This window comes from Martelella sp. (assembly GCF_984369615.1).
In genome coordinates, this window is record NZ_CFHTCS010000102.1 from 1 (window position 1) to 12,541 (window position 12,541).

Consider the following 12,541-nt stretch of genomic DNA (forward strand, 5'->3'; position numbering starts at 1 on the left):
TCCCGTCGAAATCCAACCGCTCGCCGACGAAATCAATGCGCTTCTTCGCAATAATCGCACGATCGTCGAACGCGCGCGCATGCAGGTCGGCAATCTTGCCCATTCGCTGAAGACGCCGATTGCCGTGCTTTTGAACGAGGCGCAGGCCATGGGCGGGCAGGGCGGCAAGCTGATCGCGTCGCAGGTCGTGATGATGCAGGCGCAGGTCCAGGCCTATCTGAACCGGGCGCGGATTGCCGCGCAAACCGAATCGGTGCTGACGCGCTGTGAGGTGGAGCCCGTTCTGGAACGCCTGGTCCGCGTGATGCGTCGATTGAATCCCGATACGCATTTCGTGCTCTCCTGCGCTCCCGGTCTTGTGCTGGCGGTAGAGCAGCAGGATATCGAGGAAGTGGTCGGCAACCTGCTTGAGAATGCCGCCCGTTTTGCCGAGGGCGAGGTTCGGGTGGATGTCCTGAGGATGGAGGGTGGCGCGGAAGCCGGCGAATGGGCGGAAATCACGGTTGTCGACGATGGCCCGGGACTGACGCCCGAGGAGATCCGCAGGGCGATGAAACGCGGCCAGAGGCTTGACGAAAGCGGATCGGGTTCCGGACTCGGCCTTTCCATCGTCGACGACATCGTGCAGGCTTATGGCGGCCGGTTCGAGTTGACGGGGCTTGAGGGAGCCGGACTACACGCACGCATCGTGCTGCCGGCGAAACTCAAAAAATAGCCGTTCCGCTTGGCCGGGCGGCCGGTCCGGCGAAATCTGGCCATAATCTGTTTCTAGGTCCAAGGGCGCATCAGTCCATGCTATGCCTTGCCCGCGCCTTGGAGCCGCTTTGTCCCGCGCCGTAGGGCGGAACCAATTCATGACGTTCAGGGGGTAACAACATCGTGCAACGGATCATTCTGCTCGCCGCCGCCGCTATTGCGGTTTCGGGTTGCGCCACGACCGACACCGGGATTCCCACCGGCGTGGCACCCTCGCCCGCGTCCCGGCAAGCCGTTCCCGCTGTCGCTCTTGAAGGCGGGCTGGTGGAGCGCGCGGGCATCGCCCTTTCGCCTGCCGACCGCGCGAAAGCCCTGCAGGCAGAACAATACGCGCTCGCCTCCGTTCCCGCGGGCGAAACCGTCACCTGGCAGGGGCGGGATGCCACGGGCAGCGTGACCGCGGCCAGTCCCTATCAGGTAGGGGACCAGAACTGCCGGCAATACACGCAGCGCGTGAACATCGACGGCCGCGAATATGTCGGACGCGGCGCCGCCTGCCGGGGCGAGGACGGGCTGTGGTCGCTGCTGAATTAGCCGTGTCCCTCGCGCTCTTCCCTGCTGCGACCTTTTGCGGCAGATTGCGCCGATAAAGCTTTAGTGTGTTGGCTATTGTGCGGCGGTAGCGTACGAAGACATCGTTATGATTTTCGCCATTCCAGCCCTTGTCGTCTTCCTGGTCGCGGCCCTCGCGGTCGCCCTGCCGCTGCTGCGCAAACCCGCAGGCGGGGGCGAAGGGCCGGCTGCGGGCCAGTCCGCCGTCTATCGCGATCAATTGCGCGAGATCGAGCGCGAAAAAGCGGAAGGGTTGCTCAGCGACAAGGAATACGAAGCGGCGCGGGCCGAGATCGGTCGGCGGCTCCTGGCCGTTTCCGACAAGGGGGGCCTTGCTCCCGAACGCAGGGCCGGCCGCCGCGCGACGGCCTGGGGGACGGCTGCCGCGATCCTGGTTTTGATGGTCGGGTCGGCTTTGCTCTATCCCATTCTCGGCACGCCGGGCGCGCCGGATCAGCCGCTTGCCGCGCGCATGAATGCGGACGAACCCGACCTTGCCGTGTTGGTGGCGCGCGTGGAGCAGCATCTTGCCGAGAACCCCGAGGACGGACGCGGGTGGGATGTGATCGCGCCGATCTATCTGCGCGAAGGCCGGTTCGAGGCGGCAGAGAACGCCTATGCCAATGCGATCCGCGTTTCGGGCGCGACCGCCGATCGGCTGGCCGGGCAGGGGGAGGCCATCGTCGCCATGCATGCGGGGATCGTGACGGACCAGGCGCTTGACCTTTTCCGAAAGGCGGAGGCGCTTGACCCGGATGACCTGCGCGCGCTGTACTTCATGGCTCTTGCCGCCGAGCAATCGGGAGACAGCGCCGTGGCGGCGGAGCGGTTCAGGCGTCTTGAAAACGCGCTGCCGGAAGGGTCTCCCTGGCGCGACATGGTTAACCGCCGGATCGCGGCCAATAGCGGCGGGCGTCCCGCCGATGGCGTCGTGCCGAATGGCCCCGACGAAGAGGCGGTGGCGGCCGCGTCCGATCTTTCGGATGAGGCGCGCGCCGAGATGATCGATGGCATGGTCGCCGGGCTTGAGCAAAGGCTGGAAGATGATCCGGATGATATCGACGGCTGGATGCGTCTGATCCGATCCTATAGTGTTCTCGGAAACGAGGAAAAGGCGGTTTTGGCCCTCCGGCAGGCGATCGGTTACTTCGGAGGGGACAGCGCGCAGGGCGCAAGGCTTGAGGCCTTTGGAGCCTCGCTGCAGTTATCGGGAGCAGAGCGTTGAATCGCAAGCAGAAAAGGCTGACTGTCATCGCAGGCGGCGTCGGTTTCATTGCCGTCGCCGTGCTGCTGGTGCTGTTTGCGCTCAGCCGCAGCGTTTCCTATTTCTACATGCCGTCCGACCTTGCCGAAAAGCCGGTCGGCGAGGGAACGCGCATCAGGCTTGGCGGGCTGGTCGAGGAGGGGTCGATCAAGCGCGTGGAGAACTCCAATGTTCTTTTCACCGTGACCGATGGCTCCGGCGCGGTCGAGGTGCGGTATGCCGGCATCCTGCCGGACCTCTTCCGTGAAGGGCAGGGCGTGGTGACGGAAGGACGCTTCGACAGGGACGGCGCGTTTCATGCCGACACGGTGCTTGCCAAGCACGACGAAAACTACATGCCCAAGGAAGTTGCCGACCGCCTGAAGGAAGACGGCGTCTGGGAGGGGGAGACGAGCCAGTGACGGTTGAACTCGGTCTGTTCTCGCTGATCCTCGCGCTTGCGGTCGCTTTTGTGACCTTTCTGGTGCCGGCTGTCGGCGCCAGGCGGAACAACCCGCAAATGATGGCGGTGGCCGTCAGCGGAACGCTCACTCTGTTCGCCCTGGTGGCGACGTCCTTCGGCGTGCTGATCCGCAGCCATCTGGTCTCCGATTTCTCCGTCCGCAATGTCTGGGAGAATTCGCACTCGCTGATGCCGCTGATCTACAAGTTCTCCGGCGTCTGGGGCAATCACGAGGGATCGATGATGCTCTGGCTTCTGATCCTGACGTTGTTCAGCGCGCTTGTTGCCGCCTTCAGCCGCAATCTTCCCGATGATCTCAGGGCCAATGTGCTCTCGATCCAGGCCTTGATCGCGACGGCTTTTCTCTTTTTCATCCTGTTCACCTCGAACCCGTTCATGCGGATCTTTCCCGTGCCGGGAGAGGGACAGGATCTCAATCCAATCCTGCAGGATTTCGGCCTCGCGATCCATCCACCCTTGCTTTATCTCGGTTATGTCGGCTTCTCCGTGTGCTTTTCTTTTGCGGTCGCGGCGCTCATCAGCGGGCGGATCGATGCGGCCTGGGCACTGTGGGTCCGGCCCTGGGCGCTTCTGGCATGGCTGTTTCTGACGGCCGGCATCGCGATGGGCTCCTACTGGGCCTATTACGAGCTCGGCTGGGGCGGCTGGTGGTTCTGGGATCCGGTCGAAAATGCCTCCTTCATGCCCTGGCTTGCCGGCACAGCGCTGCTGCATTCCGCCCTGGTCATGGAAAAGCGCGAGGCGCTGAAGATCTGGACGGTGCTCCTGTCGATCCTGACCTTCTCGCTGTCGCTGCTCGGAACCTTTCTCGTCCGATCCGGCGTTCTGACCTCGGTGCACGCTTTCGCGACCGACCCGACGCGCGGCATCTTCATTCTCGCCATCCTTGCCTTCTTCGTCGGCGGCTCGCTGGCTTTGTTCGCCTTTCGCGCACCGCTCCTGCGCGCCGGCGGCCTGTTCTCGCCGATTTCGCGCGAGGGGGCTCTGGTCTTCAACAACCTGATCCTGACGGTGGCAACGGGAACCGTGCTGACCGGAACGCTCTATCCGCTGGTTCTCGAAACGCTTACCGGTGACAAGATTTCCGTCGGCCCGCCCTTCTTCAACATGACCTTCGGCGTGTTGATGATCCCGCTTCTGCTCGCCGTTCCCTTCGGCCCGATGCTGTCGTGGAAAAGGGGCGACCTGAAGGCGGCCGGCGAGCGCCTGATGGTCGCGGCAGTTCTGGCGCTCGTTCTGGCTGCCGGCTTCATCTACTACCATTCCCGCGGCCCGGTTCTCGCGGGCCTTGTCATCGCGATTGCCTTCTTCCTGATGTTCGGCGCGGCCAGCGATCTCTGGTATCGCTCGGGTTTCGGCCGGATGTCGATGGCGCGGGCATGGCCGCGATTTGTCGGCCTGCCGCGTTCCGCCTTCGGCGCGGCGCTTGCCCATTTCGGCCTCGGCGTGATGGTTCTCGGCGTCGTCGCGGTTTCGCTCTACGAGACCGAGGCGGTTCTGGAGATGACGCCCGGAATGAGCGTGGATGCCGGCGGCTACACGGTGACATTCGACGGCATCACACCCGTAAGAGGCCCCAATTATGTCGATGAACGGGGCGCGTTCACGATTGCCCGAGACGGTCGGCCCGTCACCGAAAGCTTTTCGGCCAAGCGGGTCTACCTCGCCAACAACATGCCGACGACCGAGGCCGGCATCTCCACCTTCGGCCTCAGCCAGCTCTATGTCTCGCTCGGAGATGAGCGCGCCGATGGCGCCTGGGTCGTCAGGGTGTGGTGGAAACCGTTTATCCTGTGCATCTGGCTCGGCGGCGTGGCCATGGCGCTTGGCGGCGTGGTTTCGCTGACCGACCGGCGACTGCGCGTCGGCGCGCCCGCGCGCAGTCGCAGGCGCTCGATGGACGCGGCCGCGCATGCAGGGGCAGCGGAATGAAGCTTGCCGCCCTTCTGGCCATGGTTCTGCTCCTGGCGCCGTTGACATCGGCCCAAGCCGTGACGCCTGACGAAGTGCTGGACGATCCGGCACTCGAAGCGCGCGCCCGCGAGATTTCCGCCGAACTGCGCTGCATGGTCTGCCAGAACCAGTCGATCGATGATTCGAATGCCGATCTCGCGCGGGACCTGAGGCTTCTGGTGCGGGACCGTCTTGTCGACGGTGACAGCAATGAGGAGGTCATCGACTATGTGGTCTCGCGCTACGGCGAATTCGTGCTGCTGAAGCCCCGCTTCTCGCCCAAGACATGGCTTTTGTGGGGCGCGCCGGCGCTGCTGGTCGTGATCGGCGGCATCGTGGTGTGGCGCCTTTCGAAGTCGCGTCGCGCGCCGGATCGCCCGCTTTCCCAGGTGGAGGAGGAGCGCCTCGAGCGGCTTCTCGCGGATGGCGACGACAATTAACAATCCGTCATTTTGTGGACAGATTGCTGTAAGGTCGCAACATTTATAGTGCCTTTATCCGATTTGAAGACATCTTCAAAAACGTCAATCAAGGAAAAGGTAGACCAGATGCTCGACCAGACTTCCGGATACAACAAGTTCAAGCCGATTCTGAAAGCCTCGGCGCTTGCCGGCGGCGTTGCCGCTGTGCTGTTTTCGGCAGGTGCGCCCCTGACCGTTCCCGAAGCCCTCGCCGACCCGGTTTATGTCGAGGCCCCCAAGGTGCCGGGCTTTGCCGACGTGGTCGAGGCGGTCTCGCCGGCCGTGGTCTCCGTGGTCGTTGAGAGCAATGTCCAGCCCGTTGCCCAGAATGACGGCTTCGGCTTCGGCTTTGGCGGACGCGGATTTGACAACCTGCCGGATGATCATCCCCTGAAGCGTTTCTTCAAGGATTTCGGCGCGCCCATGGAGCCGCAGCAGCCGCCGAAGCCGCGCGGTGGCGGTCCGCGTCCGGTCGCTCAGGGGTCAGGCTTCTTCGTGTCCGGGGACGGCTATCTCGTCACCAACAATCACGTCGTGCGCGAAGGCGACAGTTTCTCCGTTCTGATGGATGACGGGACCGAATATGACGCCAAGCTCGTCGGCACTGATCCGCGCACCGATCTCGCCGTCCTGAAGGTCGATGCCGACCGCGACTTCACCTATGTGAACTTCGCCGATGATTCCAAGCTGCGCGTCGGCGACTGGGTCGTGGCCGTGGGCAACCCCTTCGGCCTCGGCGGCACGGTGACCTCGGGCATCGTCTCCGCGCTCGGGCGAGACATCGCCTCCGGCCCCTATGACGATTACATCCAGGTGGACGCAGCCGTCAACCACGGCAATTCCGGCGGTCCGACCTTCGATCTCAACGGCGAAGTGGTCGGCATCAACACCGCGATCTTCTCGCCGTCCGGCGGCAATGTCGGCATCGCCTTTGCCATCCCCTCGCATCTGGCCCAGGACGTGGTCAACGATCTGATCGATGACGGCGCGGTCGAGCGCGGCTGGCTCGGCGTGCGCATTCAGCCCGTCACCGAAGATATCGCCGATGCGATCGGTCTGGCAAAACCGGAAGGCGCGATGATCTCCGAGCCGACCTCCGACAGTCCCGGCGCCGAAGCCGGGCTCAGGCAGGGCGATGTGATCACCGCGGTCAACGGCGAGGTCATCGAGGACGCGCGTTCGCTCTCCCGGATGATCGGCATGATGGAGCCGGGCGACAAGGTTGAGCTTTCCGTCTGGCGCGACGGCAAGTCGCAGACGGTCGATGTCACGCTCGGTGCATTCCCGACCGAGGACCAATTGGCGGCCGCCGAAGGCATGAGCGCGCCCGCCGAGAGCTCGCTGATGACCCGGATGGGGATCGAGGTCGTTCCGTCCGATGACGGCAAGGGCGTAACGGTCACCGTCGTCAATCCCGATTCGGATGCCGCTCAGAAGGGGCTTGCCGAAGGGCAGAAGATCCTGAGCGTCAACAACAAGGAAGTCGGCTCTGCCCAGGACATCCTTGATCAGGTCGAAGAGGCGGCGAACAACGGACGCAAGCAGGCGCTTTTCCAGGTCGAGACCGAAAACGGCAGCATGTTCACCGCCCTGCCGACCGGTAGCGAGAACGAGGATGCCGGCTGATCGGCACTGACAGAATGGCGGGCGCACGGGCAGGACCTGTGCGCCCCTTTCGTTTTGCCGCCCTTTCGGAGGAGCCAAAATGTCTGTCGACGAAACCCTCAAGACTGCTTGTAACGAAGATCGCAATGGCGATAGTGTCGCCGCCATGCGTATTCTGGTTATTGAAGACGATCTTGAGGCCGCCGCCTATCTGACCAAGGCCTTCCGCGAGGCCGGCATCACCTGCGAACATGCGGGCGATGGCGAGAGCGGCTTGTTCATGGCGAGCGAGAACGAATATGACGTGCTGGTCGTGGACCGCATGCTGCCGCGCCGCGACGGGCTCTCGGTGATTTCGGCGTTGCGCGCGCGCGGCGTGCACACGCCGGTGCTGATCCTCTCGGCACTGGGGCAGGTGGACGATCGCGTGACGGGGCTCAGAGCAGGCGGGGATGACTATCTGCCCAAGCCTTATGCCTTCAGCGAGCTTCTGGCCCGCGTCGAGGTTCTCGGCCGGCGCAAGGGCGCGCCCGACCAGGATGTCGTCTATCGGGTCGGCGATCTGGAACTGGATCGCCTGTCGCACGAGGTGCGCAGGGCCGGGCGCGAGATCACGCTGCAGCCGCGCGAGTACAGGCTCCTCGAATATCTGATGAAGAATGCCGGGCAGGTGGTCACCCGCACGATGCTCCTCGAAAACGTGTGGGACTATCATTTCGATCCGCAGACCAATGTGATCGACGTGCATGTGTCGCGGCTGCGCTCCAAGATCGAGAAGGATTTCGACAAGCCGCTTCTGAAGACGATCCGCGGCTCCGGCTACATGATCAAATCCGATCCCTAGGGCATGTCCGCGTTTCCGTGAATCGCGAACATGCTCTAACCTTTTGTCTTTTCGCGCGTCCGGACGGAAAACCGGTCTCCGCTTTTCCTGGGCGCGCTTCCAACAGCGATCGCAACCGATGAGAGAACGCCTGCGGCTCCTGTTCAAATCCACCGCCGTCCGTCTTTCGGCCGTCTATATCCTTCTGTTCGGCCTGTGCGCGGCGGTGATGGTGTTTTACGTCACCGCGGTCTCAGAGGATCTCGTCGTGCGGCAGACCAGGGCCTCGCTTGAACCCGAGGTTACCCAACTCGATCTCGCTTTCGAGAGCGGCGGCATCCGGCGCGTCTTCAACATCATCGAGCGACGCGCGCGCCAGCCCGGCGCCAATCTCTATGTCATTGCCAGCCCGCAGGGAGAAATTCTCGCCAGCAATGTCGCCTCGCTGCAGCCGGGCGTATTGAACCGGCTCGGCTGGATCGAGCCGCCCTTCCGCTATGAGGGCTTTGCCGAAAACAATGGCGGGACGCATCAAAACCTTGCCGCCGGTTATGTCATCGAGCTCGACAACGGCATCAGGCTGCTGATCGGTCGCGACCTCGGCGATCCCGAGCGGCTGCATATCGTTGTCCGGCAGGCGTTGCTGCTCGCGCTCATCATCATGGGCGTCGGCGCGCTGGTGATCTGGTTCGCGATCGGGCGCAATGCGCTGAAGCGCATGGACCGGATGTCGAGTGCAAGCGGCAAGATCATGGCCGGCGATCTCTCCCAGCGTCTTCCCGTCACCGGCTCCGGCGATGAATTCGACCGGCTTTCCAACTCCCTCAACCTCATGCTCGACCGTATCGTGCGGCTGAACGAGGGCCTGCGCCAGGTTTCCGACAATATCGCCCATGACCTGAAGACGCCATTGACCCGCCTGCGCAACAAGGCAGCAGATGCGGCAGCGACGGAGAACCCCGATGACCGGCGTCTGGCCCTGGAAGGCATCATCGCCGAATCGGACCAACTGATCCGGACCTTCAACGCGCTGTTGATGATCTCCCGCGTCGAAGCGGGCGCTGTTGCCGCCGAGATGTCGGTCGTCAACCTCTCGGCGATCGTCGAGGACAGCGCCGAGCTTTACGGCCCGGTTGCCGAGGAGGCCGGTCTTGCGCTCGACTGCGCCATCGAAAGCGATATCTCCGTCAACGGCAATCGCGAACTGATCGGCCAGGCGATCTTCAATCTTCTCGACAATGCCATCAAATATTCCGAGGGTTGCGGGCAGTCGATCCACCTTTCGCTGAAGCGGGAAGGGCGTCAGGCCGTGTTCGTGGTGGCCGACAACGGACCCGGCATTCCGCCTTCGCGCATGGACGACGTCAAACAACGCTTCTTCCGGCTCGATGAGAGCCGGTCGAAGCCCGGAACCGGGCTCGGCCTGTCGTTGGTGGATGCCGTTGCTTCGATGCATGGCGGCGCGTTTTCGCTTGTTGAGGCCGGGAGCCTCGTCGAGGGGTATTCCGGTCTTGCGGCTGTGCTGCGCTTTGCGATCGTCAGCGAAAAGGGCAGCGCCGGCTGACGCGTCGCTCCATGCGCCTCCGTCTTTTGCTTTGAGCCTGCCGTCCGCGATGTTAAGGCAGAGCAAACGGCATACGGAGGAAAAGATGAGCGACCAGGCAGGCGGCACACTGCGCGATATGGCGGGGGAACCCATTTTCCCGCTCAACGACGAACTGGCGCGGTCTGCCCTTGACGAGATGGCTGCGGCGGCTGAAAAGCACGGGCTTTCTGCATTTCTCGCCGACCGTGACGACCGGCTGACGCGCTTCCTCGCTGCGGCCTTTTCGCTTTCGCCGTTTCTGTTCGACAGCTTCCGCGCCCACCCCGAACTGCTTTCCCGCATCGATGAGCCGTTCCTGCCGCAGATTGAAGCCGATATCGAGACGGCGCGCGCAGCCTGGCGGGATGGGGAGGGCAAGGTCAGCGACAGCGACATCATGCTGCGCCTGCGCCGGGCCAAGCGCGGGGTCGCGTTCCTGACGGCGCTTGCCGATCTCGCCGGCATGATCCCGCCGGAAAAGACGACAGCTCTGCTGAGTGACTTTGCGAGCGCCGCAGTTGCCGCGACGGTGGACCATCTGCTCACATCGGCCGCCGGGGAGGGCAAGCTCGCGCTCCAATCCCCTGATCGTCCCTCGGATCAATCGGGCATGGTCGTTCTCGGGATGGGCAAGCTGGGCGCCTGCGAACTGAATTATTCCTCCGACATCGACATCGTCGTCTTTTTCGAGCCGGAAGCGAAGATCTTCACGGACAAGGATGATCCGCGCGCGCTCGTGCCCCGGCTGATGCGCCGTCTGATCCGCATCCTGCAGGAGCGCACCGGCGACGGCTACGTCTTCCGCACCGACCTTCGCCTGAGGCCCGATCCGGGATCGACGGCGCTGGCGATTCCGGTCGAGGCGGCGCTTCTCTATTATGAGAGCCGCGGCCAGAACTGGGAGCGCGCCGCCTTCATCAAGGCGCGGCCGATTGCCGGCGACCTTGCGGCGGGCGAAGCTTTCCTCGCCGAAATGGTCCCGTTCATCTTCCGCAAATATCTCGACTATGCGGCGATCGCCGATATCCATTCGATCAAGCGGCAGATCCATGCCCACAAGGGCTTCGGCCTGGTGGCGGTTCATGGCCACAACGTCAAGCTCGGACGCGGCGGCATCCGCGAGATCGAGTTCTTCGTCCAGACCCAGCAACTGATTGCCGGCGGGCGCATGCCGGAACTCCGATGCCGCAGGACCGTCGATGCGCTCGCGGCATTGCGGGAGGCGCGCTGGATCGACAAGGCCACCGCCGATGAACTGGCAGAGGCCTATTGGTTCCTGCGTGATGTCGAGCACCGCATCCAGATGGTGCGCGACGAGCAGAGTCACGTTCTGCCGGAGGATGATGCCGAACTTCTGAGAATCGCCCGCATGAGCGGTTTTGAGACCACGGACGCTTTTTCCGGCGCCCTGTTGAAAGCGCTGAAGACCGTCGAGCGGCGCTATGCCCGCCTGTTCGAGCGGGAGGAGACGCTTTCGGGCGAGGCGGGCAACCTCGTCTTCACCGGCGAGGATGATGACCCGGGAACGCTCGAAACCCTGCGCAAGCTCGGCTTCGACCGGCCCGAGGACATCGCCCGCGTTGTCCGGACCTGGCATTACGGCCGCTACCGCGCGACGCAGACGACCAAGGCCCGTCAGCGGCTGACCGAGATCATGCCCGAACTCCTGAAAGCCTTCGGCGCAAGCCGCAGGGGTGATGAGGCGCTGCTGCGCTTCGACCGGTTTCTCTCCGGTCTGCCTGCCGGCGTCCAGCTTTTCTCGCTTCTCAAGAACAATCCGAACCTGATGCTGCTCATCGTCGAGGTGATGTCGGCAGCGCCGAGGCTCGCCGAGATCATCGCCGCGCGCGCCCATATCGTCGACGGCATGCTCGACCCCGCGCTGATGACGGAAATCCCGACCCGCGATTATCTTGCCGGCCGGCTGGAGGACTTCATGAGCGGCGTGGAGATCTACGAGGAGCGGCTTGACCGCCTCAGGATTTTTGCCGCCGAGCAGCGCTTCCTCATCGGCATCCGGCTGGTGACCGGGTCGATCAGCGGCTTTGCCGCCGGCCGCGCGCTGACGACGCTCGCGACGCTGGTGATCGACGAGGCGCTTCAGGGCGTGCTGGCGCAGATGGAAGAGGCGCATGGCATGGTCGACGGCCAGCGCGCCTGCGTTCTCGCCATGGGCAAGCTCGGCAGTTCTGAACTGACGGCGGGCTCCGATGTCGACGTGATCGTGCTTTACGATTGCGACGACCCGCTTGCCATGTCGTCCGGCCCGAAACAGCTTGACGTGCCGCGCTATTTTGCCCGCGTCACCCAGCGCCTGGTCGCCGCCCTGAGCGCGCCGACGGCCGAAGGCGTGCTCTACGAGGTGGACATGCGGTTGCGCCCCTCCGGCAATGCCGGTCCGCTGGCGACGCGGCTTGCCGCTTTCGAGAAGTACCAGTTGAACGATGCCTGGACCTGGGAGCATATGGCGCTTTCGCGCGCCCATCCGCTGTGCGGCGACCCGTCGCTGATGGCCGATACCGGGGCCGTGATCGATGCCATCCTGGGGCAGAAGCGGGGTCTCGGGAAACTTGCACGCGACATTGCCGACATGCGCGCCCGCATCGAACGCGAGAAGCCGGCAAAGAGCCCGTGGGACCTGAAGCTCATTCCCGGAGGGCTGGTCGATATCGAATTCCTCGCCCAGTATTGCCATCTCGCCTGCCATGTGCCGCGCGGCGAAATCGGCGGCGCGGACGCGATGACCACGGACGATGTTCTGGCGCGTTTCGGCCCGGAGGTGATGGCTGCGGGCGACCTGGAGACCTGCCGCAAGGCGCTTGCGCTTTATACCGACATTGCCCAGTTGACCCGCGCCTGCCTGAATGAGGGTTTCGAGCCCGAAACCGCGCCGTCCGGTCTTCTGGAGCGCCTGTACAAGCTCGCCGATTGCCCGGATGTCAGCGCTCTTGAGGCAAAGATCGCCGATCATGCACGCGACGTGCGGGTGATCTTCGAAAAGCTGCTTCCCTTTGCCGAGGACAAGGCGCTCTAACCTATTTTATCTACGCATCGTGCTTTCCGAAAATCGATTCCGATT

The 12,541-nt window shown here is 63.7% G+C and carries 10 protein-coding genes; all 10 read left to right on the top strand.

Going from position 1 to position 12,541, the window contains the following annotated elements:
• On the top strand, nucleotides 1-715 hold a 715-nt coding region (locus AC5DC2_RS10395; RefSeq protein ID WP_491698420.1), incomplete at its 5' end, for an ATP-binding protein.
• A 164-nt stretch (nucleotides 716-879) separates the two neighbouring features.
• Nucleotides 880-1,290 carry an RT0821/Lpp0805 family surface protein gene (locus AC5DC2_RS10400; protein ID WP_491698421.1) on the top strand — a complete coding sequence of 137 codons (411 nt, stop codon included), beginning with the start codon at nucleotides 880-882 and terminating at the stop codon, nucleotides 1,288-1,290.
• A gap of 106 nt (nucleotides 1,291-1,396) precedes the next feature.
• Entirely contained in the window at nucleotides 1,397-2,533 is a 1,137-nt protein-coding gene (ccmI, locus tag AC5DC2_RS10405; RefSeq protein ID WP_491698422.1) for a c-type cytochrome biogenesis protein CcmI, read from the top strand.
• Nucleotides 2,530-2,973 carry a cytochrome c maturation protein CcmE gene (ccmE, locus tag AC5DC2_RS10410; RefSeq protein WP_491698423.1) on the top strand — a complete coding sequence of 148 codons (444 nt, stop codon included), beginning with the start codon at nucleotides 2,530-2,532 and terminating at the stop codon, nucleotides 2,971-2,973. The genes ccmI and ccmE overlap by 4 nt, the downstream gene beginning before the upstream one ends.
• Nucleotides 2,970-4,967 carry a heme lyase CcmF/NrfE family subunit gene (locus tag AC5DC2_RS10415; RefSeq protein ID WP_491698424.1) on the top strand — a complete coding sequence of 666 codons (1,998 nt, stop codon included), beginning with the start codon at nucleotides 2,970-2,972 and terminating at the stop codon, nucleotides 4,965-4,967. Before ccmE ends, AC5DC2_RS10415 begins: the two co-directional genes overlap by 4 nt.
• On the top strand, nucleotides 4,964-5,428 hold the full coding sequence (locus tag AC5DC2_RS10420; protein WP_491698425.1) for a cytochrome c-type biogenesis protein: 465 nt from the start codon (nucleotides 4,964-4,966) through the stop codon (nucleotides 5,426-5,428). The genes AC5DC2_RS10415 and AC5DC2_RS10420 overlap by 4 nt, the downstream gene beginning before the upstream one ends.
• Nucleotides 5,429-5,536: 108 nt before the next feature.
• Complete coding sequence (locus AC5DC2_RS10425) at nucleotides 5,537-7,075, top strand: Do family serine endopeptidase (RefSeq protein WP_491698426.1); 1,539 nt, start codon at nucleotides 5,537-5,539, stop codon at nucleotides 7,073-7,075.
• A 79-nt stretch (nucleotides 7,076-7,154) separates the two neighbouring features.
• Nucleotides 7,155-7,898, top strand: coding sequence for a response regulator transcription factor (locus tag AC5DC2_RS10430; protein ID WP_024707504.1), 744 nt, complete (start codon nucleotides 7,155-7,157; stop codon nucleotides 7,896-7,898).
• A 118-nt stretch (nucleotides 7,899-8,016) separates the two neighbouring features.
• Complete coding sequence (locus tag AC5DC2_RS10435) at nucleotides 8,017-9,441, top strand: sensor histidine kinase (protein WP_024707503.1); 1,425 nt, start codon at nucleotides 8,017-8,019, stop codon at nucleotides 9,439-9,441.
• Between the two features lie 85 nt (nucleotides 9,442-9,526).
• Nucleotides 9,527-12,496, top strand: coding sequence for a bifunctional [glutamine synthetase] adenylyltransferase/[glutamine synthetase]-adenylyl-L-tyrosine phosphorylase (locus AC5DC2_RS10440; RefSeq protein ID WP_491698427.1), 2,970 nt, complete (start codon nucleotides 9,527-9,529; stop codon nucleotides 12,494-12,496).
• The last annotated feature ends 45 nt before the right edge of the window (nucleotides 12,497-12,541 follow it).

What these genes read in the sequence shown, in the direction of transcription:
- AC5DC2_RS10425 (WP_491698426.1), top strand. Translation starts at nt 5,537, where the DNA reads ATGCTCGACCAGACTTCCGGATACAACAAGTTCAAGCCGATTCTGAAA.
- ccmI (WP_491698422.1), top strand. Translation starts at nt 1,397, where the DNA reads ATGATTTTCGCCATTCCAGCCCTTGTCGTCTTCCTGGTCGCGGCCCTC.
- AC5DC2_RS10420 (WP_491698425.1), top strand. Translation starts at nt 4,964, where the DNA reads ATGAAGCTTGCCGCCCTTCTGGCCATGGTTCTGCTCCTGGCGCCGTTG.
- AC5DC2_RS10440 (WP_491698427.1), top strand. Translation starts at nt 9,527, where the DNA reads ATGAGCGACCAGGCAGGCGGCACACTGCGCGATATGGCGGGGGAACCC.
- AC5DC2_RS10435 (WP_024707503.1), top strand. Translation starts at nt 8,017, where the DNA reads ATGAGAGAACGCCTGCGGCTCCTGTTCAAATCCACCGCCGTCCGTCTT.
- AC5DC2_RS10430 (WP_024707504.1), top strand. Translation starts at nt 7,155, where the DNA reads ATGTCTGTCGACGAAACCCTCAAGACTGCTTGTAACGAAGATCGCAAT.